The organism is Parabacteroides sp. AF48-14 (assembly GCF_003477465.1).
Taxonomy (GTDB): Bacteria; Bacteroidota; Bacteroidia; order Bacteroidales; family Tannerellaceae; genus Parabacteroides; species Parabacteroides acidifaciens.
This window is the reverse complement of the sequence record NZ_QUDI01000063.1, coordinates 1-20,937: the sequence shown is the minus strand read 5'-3', so window position 1 is coordinate 20,937 and position 20,937 is coordinate 1. Positions and strand designations below refer to the sequence as shown.

General features: G+C 46.9%; 17 protein-coding genes, 1 rRNA gene, 1 other RNA gene and 5 pseudogenes. 7 read left to right on the top strand and 17 right to left on the bottom strand.

The genetic code is table 11. The annotated features are described in order from the left end of the window. From rrf to ssrA, 4 genes are all read left to right on the top strand, one after another. Nucleotides 1–107, top strand: a 5S ribosomal RNA gene (gene rrf, locus DW083_RS20410); the annotation flags it as partial. Between the two features lie 199 nt (nt 108–306). Continuing rightward, a complete protein-coding gene (locus tag DW083_RS20405) occupies nt 307–1,812 on the top strand; it encodes an arylsulfatase (protein ID WP_370039490.1) in 1,506 nt (501 codons plus the stop codon). A 30-nt stretch (nt 1,813–1,842) separates the two neighbouring features. After that, nucleotides 1,843–2,724 carry an alpha/beta hydrolase gene (locus DW083_RS20400; protein ID WP_115499623.1) on the top strand — a complete coding sequence of 294 codons (882 nt, stop codon included), beginning with the start codon at nt 1,843–1,845 and terminating at the stop codon, nt 2,722–2,724. A gap of 60 nt (nt 2,725–2,784) precedes the next feature. Then, nucleotides 2,785–3,185, top strand: a transfer-messenger RNA (tmRNA) gene (gene ssrA, locus DW083_RS20395). A gap of 61 nt (nt 3,186–3,246) precedes the next feature. Here the strand turns inward: ssrA and DW083_RS23215 are convergent. The 5 genes and pseudogenes from DW083_RS23215 to DW083_RS20375 form a co-directional block, all read right to left on the bottom strand. Continuing rightward, nucleotides 3,247–3,729 carry a GNAT family N-acetyltransferase gene (locus tag DW083_RS23215; RefSeq protein ID WP_233552320.1) on the bottom strand — a complete coding sequence of 161 codons (483 nt, stop codon included), beginning with the start codon at nt 3,727–3,729 and terminating at the stop codon, nt 3,247–3,249. A 141-nt stretch (nt 3,730–3,870) separates the two neighbouring features. Continuing rightward, nucleotides 3,871–3,999 (bottom strand): annotated as a pseudogene (locus DW083_RS23705) (GNAT family N-acetyltransferase); the annotation flags it as partial. Between the two features lie 239 nt (nt 4,000–4,238). Beyond that, on the bottom strand, nt 4,239–4,550 hold the full coding sequence (locus DW083_RS20385) for a nitrous oxide-stimulated promoter family protein (RefSeq protein WP_122333678.1): 312 nt from the start codon (nt 4,548–4,550) through the stop codon (nt 4,239–4,241). 35 nt (nt 4,551–4,585) lie between these two features. Further along, a pseudogene (locus DW083_RS20380) lies at nt 4,586–5,277 on the bottom strand (HAD family hydrolase). Continuing rightward, complete coding sequence (locus DW083_RS20375) at nt 5,270–5,878, bottom strand: sugar O-acetyltransferase (RefSeq protein WP_122333683.1); 609 nt, start codon at nt 5,876–5,878, stop codon at nt 5,270–5,272. Before DW083_RS20375 ends, DW083_RS20380 begins: the two are co-directional and overlap by 8 nt. A gap of 144 nt (nt 5,879–6,022) precedes the next feature. Between DW083_RS20375 and DW083_RS20370 the strand changes: the two genes are divergently transcribed. Further along, a complete protein-coding gene (locus tag DW083_RS20370; protein WP_122333682.1) occupies nt 6,023–6,868 on the top strand; it encodes an AraC family transcriptional regulator in 846 nt (281 codons plus the stop codon). Nucleotides 6,869–6,893: 25 nt separating this feature from the next. Further along, nucleotides 6,894–7,655 carry a hypothetical protein gene (locus DW083_RS20365; RefSeq protein WP_122333681.1) on the top strand — a complete coding sequence of 254 codons (762 nt, stop codon included), beginning with the start codon at nt 6,894–6,896 and terminating at the stop codon, nt 7,653–7,655. A 4-nt stretch (nt 7,656–7,659) separates the two neighbouring features. On the opposite strand, the gene DW083_RS20360 is transcribed toward DW083_RS20365, so the two are convergent. Further along, nucleotides 7,660–9,201, bottom strand: coding sequence for a family 43 glycosylhydrolase (locus DW083_RS20360; RefSeq protein WP_122333677.1), 1,542 nt, complete (start codon nt 9,199–9,201; stop codon nt 7,660–7,662). Between the two features lie 126 nt (nt 9,202–9,327). Here DW083_RS20360 and DW083_RS20355 point away from each other — a divergent pair, with 126 nt between their 5' ends. Continuing rightward, complete coding sequence (locus tag DW083_RS20355; protein ID WP_122333676.1) at nt 9,328–10,953, top strand: RluA family pseudouridine synthase; 1,626 nt, start codon at nt 9,328–9,330, stop codon at nt 10,951–10,953. Between the two features lie 102 nt (nt 10,954–11,055). Here DW083_RS20355 and DW083_RS20350 read toward each other — a convergent pair whose 3' ends face one another. The 11 genes and pseudogenes from DW083_RS20350 to DW083_RS23205 all read right to left on the bottom strand — a co-directional run. Beyond that, nucleotides 11,056–11,490, bottom strand: a complete 435-nt coding sequence (locus tag DW083_RS20350; RefSeq protein ID WP_115499618.1) for a DUF6078 family protein — start codon at nt 11,488–11,490, stop codon at nt 11,056–11,058. Between the two features lie 27 nt (nt 11,491–11,517). Continuing rightward, nucleotides 11,518–12,351 (bottom strand): SDR family NAD(P)-dependent oxidoreductase, encoded by an 834-nt coding sequence (locus DW083_RS20345; RefSeq protein WP_115499628.1) that lies wholly within the window; start codon nt 12,349–12,351, stop codon nt 11,518–11,520. Between the two features lie 11 nt (nt 12,352–12,362). Then, nucleotides 12,363–13,103: a nucleotidyltransferase family protein gene (locus DW083_RS20340; RefSeq protein ID WP_122333675.1), complete on the bottom strand. Its 741-nt coding sequence runs from the start codon at nt 13,101–13,103 to the stop codon at nt 12,363–12,365. Continuing rightward, nucleotides 13,100–14,530, bottom strand: coding sequence for an RNase adapter RapZ (locus DW083_RS20335; RefSeq protein ID WP_122333674.1), 1,431 nt, complete (start codon nt 14,528–14,530; stop codon nt 13,100–13,102). The genes DW083_RS20340 and DW083_RS20335 overlap by 4 nt, the downstream gene beginning before the upstream one ends. 180 nt (nt 14,531–14,710) lie before the next feature. After that, nucleotides 14,711–16,045, bottom strand: a complete 1,335-nt coding sequence (locus DW083_RS20330; RefSeq protein ID WP_122333673.1) for an NADP-specific glutamate dehydrogenase — start codon at nt 16,043–16,045, stop codon at nt 14,711–14,713. Between the two features lie 173 nt (nt 16,046–16,218). Beyond that, the gene (locus DW083_RS20325; RefSeq protein WP_115499614.1) at nt 16,219–16,401 is read right to left on the bottom strand and encodes a hypothetical protein; all 183 of its coding nucleotides are present in this window, start codon (nt 16,399–16,401) and stop codon (nt 16,219–16,221) included. Between the two features lie 13 nt (nt 16,402–16,414). After that, entirely contained in the window at nt 16,415–16,807 is a 393-nt protein-coding gene (locus tag DW083_RS20320; protein WP_122333672.1) for a DUF2007 domain-containing protein, read from the bottom strand. A 13-nt stretch (nt 16,808–16,820) separates the two neighbouring features. Then, nucleotides 16,821–18,187: pseudogene (gene hemG, locus DW083_RS20315) on the bottom strand (protoporphyrinogen oxidase). After that, nucleotides 18,188–19,554, bottom strand: a pseudogene (gene hemN, locus DW083_RS20310) (oxygen-independent coproporphyrinogen III oxidase). A gap of 6 nt (nt 19,555–19,560) precedes the next feature. Next, nucleotides 19,561–20,757: pseudogene (locus DW083_RS20305) on the bottom strand (MFS transporter); the annotation flags it as partial. Next, nucleotides 20,757–20,937: hypothetical protein (locus DW083_RS23205; protein WP_233552319.1), on the bottom strand; the 181-nt coding region annotated here is incomplete at its 5' end. The gene DW083_RS23205 and the pseudogene DW083_RS20305, both read right to left, overlap by 1 nt.

The following is a 20,937-nucleotide window of genomic DNA, read 5'->3' as shown; positions in this document are numbered from 1 at the left end:
GTGGTTATAGCGTTGGGGATCCACCTCTTCCCATTCCGAACAGAGAAGTTAAGCCCAACCACGTCGATGGTACTGCGTAAAAGTGGGAGAGTAGATAGCCGCCGTTTTAGAAGCGAAAGCGAAGTGAAGAGGAGTTAGTTCAAACGAACTGACTCCTTTTTCTGTTTATAGGGCTTTATCGTCTGATAAATAATAATGCATTCGTGATGGGATTATCAAATAAGATATTTATCTTCGCTACTTAAATCTAAATACAGAAAAACATTTGAAATGAAAAGAAGAACGTTTCTTAAATCGTCACTATTCATGACTGCCGGCTTGGGGTTGGAAACCTATGCCGAAGAAGAAGTCATAGAAGAATGCCAGCAAACCCAAAAGCCGCATGTTATCTTGATAATGACTGACCAGCATCGCGGGGACGCATTGGGATGTATGGGTAATTCAGCAGTAATATCTCCTAATATTGATAGATTGGCAAAAGAGGGAACTCTTTTTGTGAATGGATATTCTTCTTCGCCGAGTAGTACGCCTGCCCGTGCCGGTTTGCTGACGGGTATGTCTCCCTGGCATCACGGTATGTTGGGATATGGTCGGGTTGCAGAAAAGTACACGTATGAAATGCCTCAGATGCTTCGTAACCTCGGATATTATACGTTCGGTGTAGGTAAAATGCACTGGTTCCCACAAAAGGCGCTTCATGGTTTTCATGCAACGTTGATAGACGAGAGCGGACGTGTCGAATCCAAAGACTTCATCAGTGATTATCGGGAATGGTTCCAGCTCCATGCACCCGGAGAAAATCCGGATTTGACAGGTATAGGCTGGAATGCTCATGGAGCAGGTACCTATAAACTGCCGGAAAATCTACATCCGACTGCTTGGACCGGACAAACGGCTTGTGAGCTAATTAAGAATTATAATAGTGACAAGCCTCTTTTCCTCAAAGTCTCTTTTGCACGTCCTCATAGTCCTTATGATCCTCCTAAACGTTATTTGGATATGTATAAGGATGCCGATATTCCGAAGCCTTCAGTTGGCGATTGGTGTGGAAAATATGCAGAGCGCCTGGATCCGGAGAAAGCGGCTCCCGATGCCCCGTTTGGTAACTTCGGGGATGATTATGCCGTTAAGTCCCGCAGACATTATTATGCCAATATCACTTTTATAGATGACCAGATAGGAGAGGTTATAACAGCGTTGAAGAAAAAAGGAATGTACGACAATGCTATTATCTGTTTTACTGCCGACCATGGGGATATGCTTGGCGATCATTATCATTGGCGGAAAACATATCCTTACGAAGGTTCGGTCCATGTCCCTTATATTGTGAAATGGCCTGCCGGTATATCTAAAGAGGTGCCTGCCGGAGCAAAAATCGAACAACCTGTAGAACTTCGTGATTTTTTGCCTACCTTTATCGAGTTGGCAGGAGGGGCTGTTCCTCCCGATATGGACGGTGTATCTTTGTTGAAACTGGTTCAGGGGCAACAAGGCGGATGGCGTAAGTATCTGGATATGGAACATGCTACCTGTTATAGTCCGGATAACTATTGGTGCGCATTGACCGATGGTAAGATCAAATACGTCTGGAACTTCCATACGGGAAAAGAACAGTTGTTTGATCTTCAGAAGGATCCGAAAGAGCTGGTGGAGTGTTCCGGTAAGCCTGCTTATGCAGCCCGGTTGAAAGAAATGCGCCAGGCGATGGTTGAGCATCTGGCTGAGCGCGGTGAAGATTTTGTAAAAGATGGAAAACTGGTTGTGCGGGAGACGACGATGCTTTATAGCCCTAATTTCCCTCAAACAATATGATTCGTATAAATTCTTTAAACTGTATGTGTTATGATGAGAAAATGGAAATTCCTGCTGGTTGGGGTAAGTTGTATAATGGGTACAGCTATGGCACAAAATAACCCTATATTGTTATTCCCGAAAGGTGCGCCGGGCGAAACAACCAAGCTGATCGAAAAGGCTGACACTGACGGTGGTAAAACCGGAGGCGAAACCGTGCTTCGAATAACGAATGTAAGTGAACCGACAATTACCGTTTATCCGGCTCCGGATGAAGTGGCAACCGGTGCTGCTATGGTCGTATGTCCTGGTGGCGGATATAATATCCTGGCTTATGACCTGGAAGGCGACGAGGTTTGTGAGTGGTTGAATAATCTGGGTGTTACAGCAGTTCTTTTGAAATACCGTGTGCCTCGCCGGGAAGGACGGGCAAAGCATGAGGCGCCTCTTCAGGATGTGCAGCGCGCTATCGGATATGTTCGCGCCCATGCAGAAGAGATGAACCTGGATCCGCAGCGTATCGGTGTAATGGGATTCTCTGCCGGTGGACATCTTTCTGCAATGGCAAGCAATAATTTCGAAAAACGTACTTACCCGGCAGTGGATGCCGCCGATAAGGTTAGTTGCCGTCCTGATTTCTGCTTGTTGGTTTATCCGGCATATCTCGATGGAGAGAATTTCCAATTGGCTCCGGAAGTTAAAGTATCTTCTGCTACTCCTCCTACCATGCTGATTCAGGCGGAAGACGATAAATCATATATCAACAGCAGCCTTTTCTATTACTATGCGTTGAAAGAAGCTGGTGTTCCGGCATGGATGCATTTATATAGCAAAGGCGGACATGGTTACGGATTGAGAGATACCGGAGCTTCTGTCAATGAATGGCCGGACCGGGCCGAAGACTGGTTCCGTGAGATCGGCGTAATAGAATAAAAAAGCTAAAATAGAGTACAAAGATCCCCGATTTTTCGTATCTTTGTACTCACAAATCATGGGGATGACCGGTTTTGACAGCGGGTAGAAGTGGTTTGTAAGCATGTAGTGCGTGGTCGGCTTGCACTTTAATCTCAGACGGCGAACAATTAACTGGCGAAAACAATTACGCTCTCGCTGCTTAATCGAAGTATAGTAGATTCAAGCTTAATCCCTGCAAAAGTTGCGGGGACGTGACATCACCCGGATGCTGTGGCTCCGAAGCGTTCCGATCAGGTGGTGCAGCAATATCGGAGATAGTTTGAAGGAAGCCTCGGACTTCAAGCGAAACTTTAGAGGATAAGGTTCAAGTGGGTGGCTTCGGTCTTGCTTGTTCCCGACAATCGAAGGCGAAGATAAACATGTAGAAAGCAGATTAGTTCCTCGTTTGGACGAGAGTTCGAATCTCTCCATCTCCACAAAAAAAGGCTGATAGTTTGACTATCGGCCTTTTTTGTTTGATCACATTCAACTATACATTCCCTATTTTGTATCCGGTTTTGTTACCAGTTTGTTACCGGTGAGTTCTTTTCGGAAATAAATCATATCCACCAACTGCCTGCCTTCATCGAAGATCGGATGGTCGTAGTTGTCCGTAAAAAAGTTTTTGACACGGTGGGAATAGGTGAAACCGCAATCCTCATAGAAAGGGACAGTCAGCGGGCTGTCGCCTGTGCCGACGAACATTGTGTGCTGCCTGCCCCGGTAGTGTTCGAACAGGAACAGGACTAATCTTTTCCCGTATCCCTGTCTTTGATATTGCGGGTAAGTCGCAAGACTCTTGAGTTCGGAGATACCATCACCTTCATCAGTGACGACACAAGTTGTTCTTAGGATATTCTTGTCGTAAAGTGCAAACATTTCTCCCCGTTCCAGGTAGCGGTCTATCATTGACTCCTGTTCATCTGCCAATAGCAAAAGATCCAGGAAGTCCTTTTTGCTGGAAATGATTTGTCGGATACTTATGCCTTCATCAGTGCTTTTCAATTCTATCTCTTTTAGTGAGAGATGCAGGATCGGAAAAGGATTCCCGCTTGGATCGGTTTCATCTCTACCGATAATTTTAAATCCTCTGTTCAAGTAGAAAGACGTTGCCTTCTCATTTTGCTCGTTGACGTCAACTTTGAAGATATGTTTGTTGTAAACAGCAAATTCGATTAGCTGTTTACCATATCCTTTCCCCTGTTCTTCGGGGTGTACGAAAAGCATTTCGATCAGCTCTTCACTTAATCCCATAAAAGCCGTTATCCGGTTTTGTTCGTTTCGGATGACGTATAACTCTACTGCCGGGATATACTCATTCCGGACCAGCGGTTTATAGAAGAGAATGTCTTTTTCCGTGAGGAAATGATGCGTGCTGCGCACAGAGGCTTCCCACACTTCAGCCAATTCGTCTTTTAACTTTTCCGATTCATCAGGATTAATTGTTGACCAGTCTATTTTTACTTGCATGGATTTTGAATGATAAAGGGTTTCTATTGATGGAAAAACTCTTGAACTAAATGCCGGATGGCGGCTACAGGATGATACAAAATCATCCTGGGACCAGCAAAACGCATCACCTCCTGCATCTTCTTCCGCATATCCGGTTTGTAGCAATGAACGGGACATATCCGGCATGTCGTTTTCTTTTCTCCGAAAGGACAACGTGCGAGTCGGGCATGAGCATATTGTAAAAGCTCTATGCAGTCCGGACATAATTCTCTGTGCCCCTCTTTCTGACGGCAATAGAGACGAATCATTTGCTCGACAATCTCTTGTTCTTGTCGGATGCGGGTCGATGGCATACTCGTTCTGTTCTTTTCTGCAAATCTAAACAAATTCAGCTTTCCCTTCCAAGTTTAGAAACCTGTTTGTTAACTTCTTTTGGGCTCTCATGCATGAACAGGAAGTCTCGTAGTGATTCGATTGAATAAAAAACGCTTTCACGGTTGCGTTCGTTTAATAGTTCGGCTGTTGTTGAAGAGACTCCCCATGCTGCGGATAGACATTTTATTCTGGCTTTGTCGCATTCTGTAATATCGGAAAGAGCATCGCCGACATAAACCATTTCATTTGGAGCCAATTTATAGCAGGCTAATAGCTCTTTAATGGCCTCTGCTTTCCTGTTCTTTTCGGGAGAGCCAGTTTCTATTTTGTCAAAAAAGTCTTCCATCTCGAACTGTTGTAATGTAATATCGCAACTTTTTGTTCCTTTTCCGGTAATAAGAGCAACAAGGATAGACTTGTCTTTCAACTCTTTTATCAATTCCTTTATACCAGGAAAGGGATGGGGGCACAGCCTGTGTATATCTTTGTAAATTGCATAAAAATCATGTAACGCTACAGTCCGGTTGTCATTAGCAATTATTTGCTTAATCATACCTTCTTCGTTCAATCCGAGGTCTGTATGATATCTTCTTCTGACAGTTCGTGTTCCGTATATGGTTCTACTGCCATTTTAAATGCTTTTATACAGACAGGAATTGTATCTCCAATCGTGCCGTCCAAGTCAAATGCCACTAATTTAATCATTCTTATTGCTTCCATTTATTTCGCGGATCACCCTGCATGGATTTCCGACGGCTAAACAATTAGCGGGGATGTTTTTGGTTACAACACTACCTGCGCCGATTACACAGCCTTTCCCGATTGTGATTCCAGGTAAGATAACGACTCCGCCACCGATCCAGCAACCCTCTTCGATTGTAACCGGAAGGGCGAATGTGTGACGGATATATTCATGGCCTTGTGGAGTTTCAACCGGGGTAAGCCGTTCATGTAGCTCGATGGGGTGTGTCGCTGTATAAATTTGTACATTCGGGGCTATCAGGACGTTGTTGCCGATTGTGATTTTATTACAATCGACAAAGGTACATCCCGTATTGACCGTGACATTGTTTCCGATGTGGATATTACAACCGTAATCACAAATAAACGAATGACCGACAGATACTTTTGTACCTATACTGCCGAACATCTCTTTCAGTATTGCATACTTTTCTTCCCGGCTTTCATAAGGTAGCGAGTTGTATTTCATGAGTAATTGAGTCGTCTTTCCCTTGAGCTCAAGAAAGATCTTATCATGACAATCGTACCATTCGCCTGCCAAGCATTTGTCCATTTCTGTTTTCATAAGCATTCCGTTTATATTGTTGATACTTCATTCGGGAGTAATTCATAATCTTTATGACAAAGATATGCCTTGTTTCTGAAAAGTTGCAGGTATTATTTTTCGTTATATATGTACATATTCGCTTTTGTGTCATATATTTGCCGTATGGAAAGAGAAAATCTGCATCAGCCGTTTGAGATCAGTTTTAGTGAACTTGACGGTTCTCTCCTGAAGGTGCACGATCATACTTTTTTTGAATTGGTCTATATCTTGTCCGGGACAGGTATTCAATGGATTAACAATAGCAAGTTCGCTTACCATGATGGCCATTTATTTATGATTACGCCGGGAGATTCCCATTCTTTTGAGATTCATACAATGACTAAGTTCATTAATATCAAGTTTAATGACATCTATATTCATTCGGCGGTTTTTGGGGCGGATAATATACAGAGGTTGGAGTTTATTCTGCAACATGCCAATCATCAGCCGGGATGCATATTAAGGAATAAGACCGATAAGTTGTTGGTAAAGCCTATGATTGAAGCCATCATCCGTGGATATCTCAACCGGGGACTTTATAGCAAAGAGATAATTACCCAGTTGATCAATATGATAATTATAGTTGTAGCCCGCAATATCGCCCTGTTTTTACCGGAGCGACTGGACGAACGTTCGGAAGAAAGGTCACTCGATATTTTACAATATATTCAAACCAATATCTATCGGTCCGATAAGATTAAAGCAAAAGCCATTAGCCAGCATTTTGGTATTTCGTCAAACTATCTGGGACGCTATTTCAAAAAGCATACGAATGAGACAATGCAACAATATATTTTGGACTATAAACTGAAAATGGTGGAAAACAGATTATTGCATAGTGAAATGAGGATCAATGAAATCGTTACCGAATTAGGATTTACCGATGAAAGTCACCTGAATAAGTTGTTTAAGAAATACAGAGGCTGCAGTCCATCGGAGTTCAGAAAAAGAGGAAGTGTACAATCTTAATGTAGTTTATAATAAGGAGGAACACATGGAATATGCAGAATTGTTGAACCGGTTGACGGTGGATTGTAAGGATGACGGAGTGCGGTTTCTAAGGAAAGACAGGATACAGGAAATAAAGTCATTATTGAATAACTCAGGTTATGAATTGCTGGAGGAAGGAAATTTGTCCTTGTTGTATGGAAAACCGGTGGGAGAGGGCGATGCTTACCGGGCTCTTATTTCATCCCATGTTGATTGCGTTTATATAAATTGTTTTGCTAAGGATGAATCCGATATTTGTTGGAAAGGCACATTTGACAATAGTGCGACTAATGCTGCTGTTGTCGACTTGATGTTGCGGGGGGAACTGGATACATCTGTTCTAATTGCTTTCACTGGGGATGAAGAAAAAGATTCGGCGGGAGCTGTCGAGATCATACAGACGTTGAACCGGATGGAATGCCGGATAGACAGAGCTATCGTTCTTGATGTTACGAATGAAGGATGGGAGGATGAAGCAGCTTTCTCCATTGAGAATGACCGAGGATTTGATATATTGACCGGCTATCATATTGTCGGATTGCTTCAGGCAAGTAATACTCCATGTGTATTTGTTCATGAAGCAGAACCCGATGAGACTTGGGAATACAGTAAAGGGAGTGGTTCGGATATGCCGGGAATCCCTTGCCTGAGCCTGTGCTTGCCTGTTCGGGGAAATATGCATGGGGAGGATGGTGTCCTTTTGCGTAAGTCATCCATCGCCCCCTATGAAGATATTCTGAGAAACCTGGCAAATGCCGTTTTCTAATTCTTTATTGATAGGATAAAGAACAATATTCGAATACGGCAGGTGCATTTTCATCCCCTTCGTGATAGAGTCCCGGACGGGCCACGCGGTCCCAGCGGATAAGGGAACGTATCGTTTCTTCCGATAAACCATGTTTGAGGCTATTCCAGCTCTTGCCGTCCTTGCTCCATGCGAACAGGAAGGGGAGGCCTTCTTTCACCTGCATACGAAGATGCAAGGCCGGGCTGGGAAGCGGCAAGTCTGCCAACTGCTGTTCTTTCCCATCGCGTATAACCTTTAGCTGTAAACGGTCGCCGATGCTTCCGAAAGCGAGATAACAACTGTTGTCGCCATACATGGTGATCCCTTTCCAACTGCCGTTCTGGTTTGAGATACCCGTTTCCAACATGTAATCGGAACTTGCCGGACGGAGGCAGAGGGCTTCACCACTCTTGGATTCCTCTTTCGGAGAACCGCTTAACTGTAACCTGCCTGCTTTTACTTCGGCCTTTACTTCGGCATACGGATAATTCCAGCTCCATTCCGGACGAAGGTTTGAACCGCTGAAATCATCGAAGAAGTCGGCAACAGGTTCTTGTACGCAGTCCGTGAAAGGCATCGGCTGCACCAGGCTTGCATATTCCCCGGTTACGAAATGAGGCCAGTTGTCTTCCCCGAACCGTAGTTCCTGTAAATGGGGCTGGCGTCCCTGATAGAAACCGCTGTTAGGCAAGTAAGCGTGGCAGAGATAGAACATCCGCCCGTCGGGAGTCGTCGTTATCGTGCCGTGACCGATGGAAAGGATATCCCGGCTTCCATGCAGGATCGGATTTCCCTCGTATTTTTCATACGGTCCTTCGAGTTTGCGGGAACGGGCGACTGCGACTGCATAATCACTGCCCGGACCGCAACAGCCGTTGATGGCATAGATCAGGTAATAATAGCCGTCTTTCTTGAACCATTGTTGCCCTTCCATTCCCCGTCTCTCGTCGTCACGAAGCAGGCTGAACGGTTTACCCGCTAACTTTAGTCCGTCCGGTGTCAGTTTACTGGCCAGCAGCTCGATGGGACGGTTATCCAGTCCGTATGCTTTCCAAGTGATGTACAGTTCCCCCTTGTCTTCCATTACAAAAGCGTCTATCGCTTCCTTCTCGAACTCCACAACCGGCCCGTGATCCTTGAATTTACCGGTGGGAGAGTCGGCAACGGCTACTCCGATATAGGAGGTGTTGTTCGATTTCATGCGTGCCGTATAATAGACGTAGACTTTCCCTTTGTAGTAGAACAATTCGGGTGCCCAGAACGACGACTTGGTCCATTCCGGCTGTTCCGTAAATATATGTCCGGTTTGTTTCCAGTTGACCAGGTCCGTAGAGGTGAAGACCGGGTAATAGGGCGCCCATTCGGAGGATGTTCCGGTTGCGTAATAGGTGTCGTTGATCCGTAGGATAGACGGGTCGGCTACATCTCCGTGGATGACGGGATTGGTGAAATACGTTTGCTGCTGCGCAACGCTTGTTCCTGTAAAAAGAACTGTGCCTAATAAGGCGATAAGAAGTTTGTTCATGGTCTGTTAAAACACTTTATTTGATTGGTCTAAAATTGATTGGTTACAAAACTAATGGATTAATCAGACCTGTCCAAAAATTTCCTTTACTTTTGCCTTGTAAAATGTTTAGATTGTAGAAACAGCATGGACAAACTTCACTCTTTTGCAGGTGCCGCCGCCCGAATCCCGTTGCCGGACAAGTTCACTTATCCGTTCCACTATACACCGCATCCCCTTTGTGTGATGGCGGCGGGAGAGGTGCAACGTTATCTCATGTCTGTCGATGTTTGGCAGGAGGAATTGCGGAAAGGAAAGATGTTCGGCGTTTTAGTTGTCCGGACAAGTAGGGGAGAGGTCGGTTTTCTTGCTGCTTTCTCAGGAATTTTGGCGGGAAAGAACCAGCATGTTTACTTTGTCCCTCCCGTCTACGACGTGCAGGAGCCGGGCGGATTCTTCGAGATTGAGGAGGAACAAATATCGGCTATCAACAAACGGATCGGACAATTGCAGGAGGACGCGCTGTATGCGGAATACAGGCAACGGTTGTCCGCAGAAACCCTTCTTGCCCGGCAGGAACAGGATGAGATGAAGAAGCAGATGAAAGAAGCGAAGGAACAGCGTGAGCGACTGCGACAGGAACATCCGGACGATGCTACACTTGAAATCCTGACGCGCGAGAGCCAGTTCCAGAAAGCCGAACTGAAGCGGCTGAAGCAGCATTGGAACACACGCCTTCTCTCCCTGCAAGCTGAAATAGAAGCTTTCGAAACAGAGATAGAACGGTTGCGGACAGAACGCAAAATCCGCTCGGCGGCCCTTCAGCAGCGCTTGTTCAAACAGTTTCAAATGCTGGATGCCTGTGGCAGGAAACGCGATTTGTGTGATATCTTTCAAGACACCGCCCAAAAGGTGCCCCCGGCCGGAGCGGGCGAATGTGCTGCGCCGAAACTTTTGCAATACGCCTATCGGAGCGGCTTGCAGCCTGTAGCAATGGCGGAGTTTTGGTGGGGAGATTCTCCGAAGAACGAGATTCGCCGGCACGGTTATTATTATCCTGCCTGCAAAGGCAAATGCGAACCGATCCTGAGACATATGTTACAAGGGTTGCAAGTGGAGGATAATCCGCTGCAAAACGATTCCCATCGGGATACGGAGCTTGAGATTCTTTACGAAGATGAATGGCTGTTGGTCGTGAATAAACCTGCCGGGATGCTCTCGGTCCCGGGAAAACTGGATGTCGATTCCGTCTACCAACGCGTTCGAAGAATCTATCCGGAGGCGACCGGCCCAATGATTGTGCATCGGCTGGATATGGCAACTTCCGGTCTCTTGCTTATCGCCAAAACAAAAGAGGTACATCAAAACCTGCAGGCGCAATTCAAGAACCGGACGGTGAGGAAGCGTTATGTCGCCCTGCTTGATGGCCTTGTCAAGCGGAGAGAAGGTCTGATCGCCCTGCCTCTTCGTCCTGATCCGGAAGACCGTCCGCGGCAGGTTGTGGATGAAGTAAGCGGGAAGCCGGCTGTAACCTTATTCGAAACGTTGACATGCGAGGCGCATCGATCCCGTGTCTTGTTTTTCCCGCAGACCGGGCGTACCCATCAATTGCGTGTCCATGCCGCTCATCCCCTCGGGCTGGATGCCCCGATTGTCGGCGACGAGTTGTATGGCAAGAGGGCTGAAAGGCTTTATCTGCATGCTGAATATCTGGCTTTCCGGCATCCTGTATCCGGCCGGATGATAGAAGTGGAGAAGCTGGCGGAATTCTAACTGTTTGTCGTTTGTGCCACAGACTTGGCATAACAGTTCCACAGGCTTGGCACGGCTGTGCCATAGGGGTGGCATAACTGTGCCAAGCTGATGGCACAAGGATTACCAGTCGTAGCTGTCGTAATAACTATCGAACTCCCAGGGTTCGTTCACTCCATGTTTTTTGAGAATGTCTCTGACGATTTGCTGTTCGTCAGGAGACAAGGGACGTTCTCCTTTGCGTACACGGTAATAAGTCCTGCGCTTGAAAGAATATATCAGTCGGCCGACAATTTCTAACATTTGCTTGTGGGGCAATTTGTTTAGGATACCGATGAATCCCTTCGCAAGGCGGATTTTTTGGCAAGGACGATAGTAGCGGCATTCGCCTTCTATGGCGGCCAGATGTTTGAGGGAGATAAAACTCCAGTGGGTAACGCTGTCCGGCATGTTGATCTCCGCCTGGCGGCGGAGGCATGTGTCGGCTTTTGGACATTGTTGATTTAAGCATACCGAGTATCCCAGCGGTACTTCAGAGAAGTTCAGTTCTTCTTCCATGTCTTATGGGTTAACAGATTTGTTTAATTATTCTATATAAATCATTTTCTTCGTCATCCCTCCGTCAATCGTAATGTTTTCTCCGTTGATGAAGTCGTTCTCTTCCTGACAAAGGAATACGCACATACGGGCGATGTCTTCCGGTTTCCCGACCCGTCCGGAAGGATGTTGGCTGTGGTCTTCCGGCCGAAGCTGTTCGTAGTCATGTGTTTGTATCCAGCCCGGTGCGATGGAATTGACGGTGATATGCCATTGGGCAAGCGAGAGCGAGAGGGCGTGTGTCAGTGAATAGATGCCGCCTTTGGATGCCGCATATCCTTCACTGCCGGGTTCGCTCATCAAGTAACGTGTAGAGCAGATGTTGACAATCCTGCCGAACGGATTGGGTGTCGTTTGTGACTGGCGATGGATGGCAAGCTGGCGGGAGGTGATGAAAACCGGGCGCAGATTGACGGACAGGATGTGGTCGAAGTCGTCCACGCCGGTTTCCGTAATGGGAGAAAACTGACTGATGCCTGCATTATTGATCAGGATGTCGATGTCTCCCCATTCCTGGAATATCTGCTGCATACAGTTTTCCAGTGCTTCTTTATCGCTGACATCAGCATGGAAAAAAGAGGTTCCGGTCTTTAATGCCGTATCCTTTCCCGCCGCCTCATTCCGGTCGCAGAACGCCACGCGGTGGCCGGCGGAGCGGAATGCTTTTACAATCGCTTTGCCGATCCCCTCGGCACCTCCTGTCACAAAGACTCTTCTGGTTTTATGGATAGCCGCTGTTTTCTTGCTGCTGCTTGCACGTGTCCCGGCCGATTTGCGGGATTGTAGCTCTTCGTATTTCTTTTCCAAATAGTTGTCTGCCATGATGATGTCGTTTAAATAGAATAATCCTTCATCCATTTTTCTGCAGCAGCTAATGTTTCCGCTTTTCCTACGTCGAGCAAGCGAAGATTGTCGTCCGCATAGGCATGGATATTTGTTTTGGCACAGATGGACAGGTAGAAGTTGATGATAGAGAACTTCCCGGTCCATTCTTCCATCCAGTCGAATATTTTGGGCGACAAGACATGTATGCCGCTGAACGCATATTCGTTGTATTGATTCGGGTCGAAGTCCGGATAGAAAGATTTGACCTCACCTGTGTCACGATTGCGCCAACCGCATAATTTGTTTTCTTTATTGAAAAGCAGATAACGGGAGGTGTTGCGTTTACTGACCAGTAATGTCGCCAGCGGGTTCATCTCCAAATGATGGTTATAGAGTGCACGCAGGTCGATATTGGACATGATATCTACATTGTGTATCAGGAACGACTCGTTTCCTTGCAGGAATGCGGCGGCGTGTTTGATTCCTCCGCCGGTATCGAGCAGGTAATCCCGTTCGTCGGATAAGTAGATCTGGACGCCGAAATTGTTGTTAGCCGCCAGAAAGTCGATGATCTGGTCACCCAGATGGTGTATGTTAATGGCGATTTGGTGGAAACCTGCGTCTTTTAATTTAAGAATCACATGTTCGAGCATTGGTTTTCCGTTGATGGGAATTAATGCTTTCGGAGTGTTGTCGGTCAGCGGTTTGAGACGTGTTCCTAAACCGGCGGCGAAAATCATAGCTTTCATAATGTAGCGTTAAAGAGTTGTTCAATATTTTGTTCTCTGTGCACAAGGTCTACCCGGACTCCGAACTTCGAGTGAATGTGTTCGGCCATGTGCTGGGCCGAATAGACCGAACGATGCTGGCCGCCTGTGCAACCGAAGCAGATCATCAGGTTTGTGAATCCGCGGTCCATATAGCGTTTGACGGAGGCATCCACAATTTCGTAGGCATGTTCCAGGAACTTCGTGATCTCTCCGTCTTCTTCAAGGAAGCGGATGACCGGTTCGTCCAGCCCGGTGAAATGGTTATAACGTTCATACTTGCCGGGATTGTTGATGGCGCGGCAGTCGAACACGAACCCGCCTCCATTGCCACTCGGATCGTTGGGAATGCCCTTTTTATAGGCAAAGCTGACGATCTTTACCTTAAGTGTATGCTTCTGTATGTCATCGTAGAACTGGGACAAATTAGTCAATTCCCGGAGCACTGCGCATAAGTAAGGATATTCGGGATAATCTTCTTTTAGAAGCTGGCGAAGGTTATCGATTGCAAAAGGCACGCTTTGGATAAAGTGGGGCTTCTTCTCGAAATACCCCCGGAAACCGTAAGCGCCTAATACTTGCAAGGTTCTGAAAAGAACAAAATGACGCAACTGGCAGAAGAAATGCTTTTCGTCCACCTTTGTGTATTGCTGTAAGGCTTGCAGGTAATCAGCAATCAGCTCTTGTCGCAATTCGGCCGGATATTTTGCTTTTGCCTGCCAGAGAAAGGAGGCGACATCATAATAGATCGGTCCCTTGCGGCCTCCCTGGAAGTCGATAAACCAGGGCTCACCGTCTTTTACCATCACGTTGCGCGACTGGAAGTCACGGTACATGAATGTCGGAGTGCAATCTTGCAGCAGAACAGCGCTCATCTTTTGGAAATCATCTTCCAAGCGATCTTCCTGGAACTCCATTCCGGTCGCTTTCAGGAAGCAATATTTGAAATAGTTCAAATCCCAGAGGATGGAACGTTTATTGAATTCCGGTTGCGGATAACACTGGCTGAAATCGAAGTCTTTTGCTCCTTTAAACTGGAGAGCAGGCAGGAGCGTGATCGTTTTGTGCAGCAAGTTCCGTTCGGACTCGTCGAAGAAACAGCTTTTACGTCCCTTCTCAATCGCGTTGAAAAGCAGTGTGTCACCTAAATCTTCCTGTAGGTAAAAGGACTGGTCTTCAGACCAGTTGTACACTTCGGGGACGGGAAGCCCTTCTTCCCTAAAATGTTTTGCCATATAAATAAAGGCTTTATTTTCGTCCGTTGAAGTGCCGCTTACGCCTATCAGTGAGACAGGACCCGACAATCTGAAGTACCGGCGGTTGGAGCCGGAAGAAGATAGTTCGGTTATATCGGTTGGCTGCGAGCCGGTGTGTGCCTGGTAGAGTTGTTTTAATTCTTCCGTTATCATGTCTTTCTATTTTCGGCACTAAAGTAGTAAAACAATTGAAAATAAAGAGAGAATCCGGACAATAAAAAAGGGAGAAGCATCTGTTTCCAGCTCTTCTCCCCTTATTCAATAATCATTAATCCCTATTTACTTCAAATATCGAATCAAACTAATTCTCAATTCTCCATTTTCAATTTTCAATTAAAGAATGCCCTGTGCCATCATTGCTTTGGCAACTTTCATGAAGCCGGCTACGTTTGCACCTTTCACATAGTTTACGTAACCATCGGCTTGTTTGCCGTATTTTACGCATTGTGTGTGGATGCTTTCCATGATGCTCTGCAACTTCTGGTCTACTTCTTCGCTGCTCCAGCTCAGTTTCTGAGCATTCTGTGTCATTTCCAGACCGGAAACAGATACACCGCCGGCATTTGCCGCTTTACCCGGAGCGTAGAGGATCTTAGCTTCCAGGAATGCATCGATTGCTTCCGGGGTTGAAGGCATATTAGCACCTTCTGATACAGCGAAACAGCCGTTGGCAAGCAATGTCTTTGCTTCTTCGCCGTTCAATTCGTTCTGGGTTGCACTCGGCATTGCAATATCGCATTTTTCTCCCCAGGGACGAGCGCCAGCTACATATTTGCAGCCGTATTGTTCGGCATATTCACGGATACGTCCGCGGTAGAGGTTCTTTAATTCCATGATGTAGTCCAGCTTTGCACGGTCGATGCCGTCCGGATCATAGATGTAACCGTCAGAGTCGGACATCGTCACCACTTTGGCGCCGAGGCTGATCAGCTTTTCTACTGTATATTGAGCCACATTACCGGAACCGGAAACGGCTACAACTTTACCTTTAATGTCGATACCTTTAGTCTTCAGCATCTGTAGCAGGAAGTAAACGTTACCGTAGCCTGTTGCTTCCGGACGGATCAGTGAACCGCCGAATTCGATGCCTTTTCCTGTGAATGTACCTGTATTTTCGCGAGCCAGCTTCTTGTACATGCCGTACATATAGGCAACTTCACGTCCGCCGACACCTATATCGCCTGCCGGAACGTCGGTATCCGGACCGATGTGGCGCCACAGTTCCAGTACGAACGCCTGGCAGAAACGCATGATTTCTGCATTTGACTTACCGCGCGGGCTGAAGTCGGAACCTCCTTTACCGCCACCCATCGGTAATGTAGTCAGTGAGTTTTTGAAAGTCTGCTCGAAGGCCAAGAACTTAAGAATTGACTGGTTTACGGAAGCATGGAAACGGATACCGCCTTTGTACGGGCCGATAGCATTGTTATGCTGGATACGGTATCCCATATTTACTTGGATCTGGCCTTTATCGTCCATCCAGGTTACGCGGAAAGAGAAAATACGATCGGGGATACAAAGACGTTCGATCAGATTGCTCTTCTCGAATTCTGGATGCTCGTTATAAGCCTCTTCGATTGTTCCTAATACTTCTGAAACTGCCTGATGATACTCCGGTTCATTCGGGAATCTTCTCTTTAAGTTGTCTAAAACTTCACTTGCCTTCATAAGACTGATTTTCTTTAGAATGTTATACTTGTTATGTCATATTGTTAACCGCATGCCGTTTTTTCAACGACTTCGCAAAGGTAAGCTAAAAATTTACACAAACAAATATTTGAAAGAGAAAATGCGAAAAAAATATCATTTAGGTATTTTAATCGGGTAAAAGCAATCAAATGTTATTCGTTCTTACGTCTTCTGCTCTTATAGATAGGGACAAACACAATGATAGCCGATGCTACCAGGGCAAATACAATGTCGAATGTTATCTTTTCGCTGTATGCAAGCAGCATGTAGCAAAGAATACCCCATAAAAGCGTTATACATACAGCCTGACTATTTGTAATCTTTTTGCGTGCCATTGTTTACATTTGTTTAATTAGATGATACGAGTGAACCGAAATAAATGATGAGAGCCAGAAATACGGCGATGATGGCAAAAAGAACAATAATTTGCCTTTCGAGGGGAAGATGGCGGAGAAAAGGGATGTGGCGTGCCCATCCGGAAACATTTTTGATCTCGTCTCCTTGTTCGTTCTCGGAAGGTATCTCATAACCGCCTTCTTTCATGACTTCCAGTGCGCGGGGCACATCACTGTCGAGGATCTCCACCCTTGCACCGCCGACATCTACATAGCCTGCATATAGTTGGCTGGTAATTTCATTTCTTAAATAACACTCTATACCTTCCGAACGGAGTAGTGCCATCAGGGTTTGAGCGTCTGCCGGATAATTGAATCGGGCAATTTCAACTATTTTGTCTTCCATGATTAATCATCGTTTACTTGTTTGTTAAATAATTTGCAATTTCCGTTGCCTGGCGGATGCGGTCGGCCATGCCGATGCCGCCTTTGAGATTACCGGCCAGAATAAGGCCCGGATAGCTGGCTTCCAATTCGGCTATGGTAGCGAAACGGATGCCGCTGTTCTGTTCGTATTGGGGAATGGCGTGTTCGTGACGGAAGATACGGATCATATCCGGCCCGGCTTCTTCCGGAAACTTCAGCATAGCATGAAGTTCGTGCCTTATAAGAGCTTCCAGCTCATCTTCCGGCCAGGTGGTCAGGTTGGCATGTTTTACGCCTCCGATGAAGAACGAGAACAGGGCTCCTCCTTCCGGAGCCCGTCCGGCAAAGCAGGCGGCAGGGAAAAGAATGCCGAGCACATCCTTTTTCTCACAGGAAGGAACCAAGCCTCCGAAGGCTCAAACCGCAGTCCTCCGGTATTACGGAAGCCGACGCTGGCCTGTACGACCGGCGCATAATGCAGGTTGCTGACCTGCTCCATTTTTTCTTTGGGGATGAATGGCAGAAGGCTTGGCAATGTGTAAGCTCCTGTGGTGGTGATTACTTTGTTGGCTATGAGCGTTTGCAGCCCCTCGGCTGTCGTGTAGGTGATTTGCCATTTGCCGGCAGACGGTCGAATGGTGACATCCGCAGCCGAAAGTGTGATGCGTGTGTGCCCGATAGCATCGGCCATTGCAGTTGTCAGGCGGTCCAGACCTCCGACGGCAGAGAATACTTTTTTGCTGGCCAGGCGGTCGCGTTCGGTTTTCGGCTGTCGGGCTTTGGCGATCGAGCCGCGTATAAAACTGCCGTATTCCTGTTCCAGGTTGTATAGCTTCGGAAGCGCATAACGGGTGACGAGTTTCAACGGGTCGCCGGCATACACGCCTGACAGGAACGGGTCGACTGCGTAGCGCAGGAAGGATTTGCCGAGGCGCCTCGCCGCCAGTTCACCGACCGACTCATCGGGATTAGTCCCTTTGGCGCGAAACGGCTCGCCGAGGATGCGAAACTTGTCGCCAAGCGTAAACAACGGAGTCGTGACGGCGCTGAACAGTCCGGAAGGTAGTGCGTGAAACCTGTCTCCTTTCCAAATCAAGCGGCGTTTGGATTCTTCGCGGGCTGTTTCGAGTGTGCAGGCTGGTGCCAAGGCGGCAAACAATTCGGCCACTTCGGGATAAGAGACAACTCCTGTATTCGGTCCGCTCTCAAAGACGAAACCTTCTTCACGAAAGGTATGAATTTGTCCCCCTACGTGATCCGAACATTCCAGTATCTGCAGGTCTTTCCCTGCACGTGACAGCCAGAAGCCTGTTGTAAGCCCGGTCAGTCCGGCTCCGATGATTACTATGTCTGTATCCATTTATATCGGTTTAGAAAATGATTTATTTGTATCCAGCATCAGTTTGTCAAGCGAAGCCGCCACGTTACGGACAAACGGTTTGCCCTCGGGCGTTACCCATATTTGGTCGTTGTCGTATTCGATAATACCGTCGTCGGCAAATTCCTGTAAGCGGGCCTCATCATAGGCTGTCGCTTGCTTGATCTTTTCGATCGGGAAGGCCAGGCGTTCGGACAAATCCTCCCATTTGATATGGTAATTGCACATCAGCGCTTCGATAACTTCACGCGTGATCTGTTTTTCCCAGTTTAATTGATAGTATTTTACGGTAGGCAGGACACCGGCTTCGACCTTTTCGATGTATTCCATGATATCCTTTGTGTTTTGAGCATAGGCCGTTCCGAGCTGGCTGATACCCGACACGCCGAAGGCATACACTTGACCGGTCGTCTGACGGGTGCAGTATCCCTGGAAGTTACGGTGCAGTTGTCCTTTGGCGAGCGCCTGATAGAGATCATCATCTCCTGTGACGAAGTGATCCATCCCGATCTGTTTATAGTCTGCCTCGAGGAAAATCTTACGGGCAGCTTCGAACATTCGGCTTTTTTCTTCTGCGGAAGGCAAGCCGGCTTTCTCCAACATCTTTTGGCGGTTGAATATCTGCGGAAGATGTGCGTAAGAGAAAGTGACGATACGGTCCGGCTGCAAGGATACAGCCTTTTCGATTGTCTCGGCAAAGCTCGCTTCCGTCTGGTAGGGCAATCCGTAGAGGAAGTCCATATTGATCCGTGCACCGCCCGAGCGAAGGTTGCTATTGCCTTTTCTATCGGTATCAATGGAGCTTCGCGATGGACAGCTTTCAGGACTTTATTATTAAAATCCTGTATACCGATGCTGACCCGGTTGAACCCGGCTTCTGTCAGTTTCATCCACGCGTTTTCTTCCATCCATCCCGGGTGACATTCAATTGCGATTTCCGGATTGTCGATTGTATCGAACGGTGCCAACAGATGCCTGTTCAAGCTTTCCAGTTCGTAAGCCGGAATTATATTGGGGGTTCCTCCTCCGTAATGAATTTGCGATATCTTGCGCTTTGGGTTTAGTAAGGGGATAATGATATCCATCTCCTTATGTAAAGCAGCGATATAACGATCTATGATTTCCGGTTCGGGACAAGCTATTGAATTGCATCCGCAATAATGGCACAACTTCAAACAAAATGGAATATGGATATAAAAGGATATTGCCTCGGGCTTTTGGCTGTTAGACTGCCAGATCGCTTTTATATAATCCTTCTGATTGGTCTTGTCTTTGAAATAATTCGCTGGAGGATAGCTTGTATATCGTGGGACCGGTACATTATATTTATCAATAATCTCTTGTTTCATATCGTATTTTTTTTCGTTTTTAAAAACCGTTACTATGTAAATGAGTGAAATCAGGGCGATGCTTGCTTCAAAGAAGAAGAGCCCGTGATAACCTGTATGATCGGCTATTTTCCCGCTAAGGATCGCCATCAGCATACCACTAAGATGCGTGATAACTGTCTGGATCGTGAAATCCGTCCCTTCGCGTCCGGGGCGTACACAGTCCATTGCGGTGGTATAGACCACTATTGTCGCCATCCCGTAGCTTCCCCAGAGAAGAATGATCCCGCCGTAGAGTAATGCGGTTGTGGGATGCACATACGACAGCCCGAGAAAATAGAGAGTTGCCGCAAGCACGAACACGGCGAATAAGATGCGTGCACGGAACCGGCCGATCCGGCGTACGATCATCCCACCGGCGAAAGATGCGAGAAAGCCGGCAAACGTTCCGACCAACCCGCTCATCACCCCGATCTCTTTCATGTCGTAGCCCAGATCGACAAGCCAGGGCTTCAGCATAGCTAACGTCCCGATCAGCCCCGAATAGTAGAGGAACAGGAAACCGATCTGTTTCCAGATGTTCCGGCGGGTAAAGAAGTAGAATACATCCGCTTTTTTAGCACGTTCATGGCTGTCTTTCGGCTCGATCCGGATGCCTTTATTAAAGACAAGCGGCAGGAGGGCGACGACAACGAACAGTGCCAGGCAGGGTAACAGGCTGTTCCATCCAATCTGTTTGAAAAGCAGTAGCAGCACACCGCCTCCGAGCATCGAGCCACCGAAACTTCCCATCGACTGCATACTGTTGACCATGCTTTTATCTTGTTTGCTGAACGAAAGCACCGCTAATGCATCGGTTGCAATATCCTGTGTCGCAGAGGCGATAAACGAGATGATGATCAGGCCCACGATCGTGTAAAAATCTGTATGAAAATCGAGGAAAGCGACGGCAAAGATCAATGCGGCGTAGATTAACTCGGAAGAAAATATCCATCGCTTATAATCTCCAGTGGTCAGTGCATGACGGTCGATCATCGGCGACCAGAGGAACTTCAATATCCAGGGCAGCTTGATCAGTTGCAAGAGCCCGATGGCCGATAACGAAAAGTTTTCCTGGCGCATCATCACCGGGATGACGGTCGAAAAGAAGCTCATCGGGATCGTCTGCGCGATGTAGAGGCAGAAGAAGGTCGCGAGGTTGTATGTTTTATCTTTCTGTATCATCAATTATTTTGTTTATCATTTTCCGAACTTCCGGAAAACGTCAAAAATGCTTTTTGAGGCTTTCGGGAAGTTCCGACGTCTTGAAAATGATTTTTTGAGCTTTCGGAAAGTTCCGACGTCTCAGAAAATGATTTTTTTGCATTGTCGGGAAGTTCCGAAGCCTTCAAAAATGATTTTTTT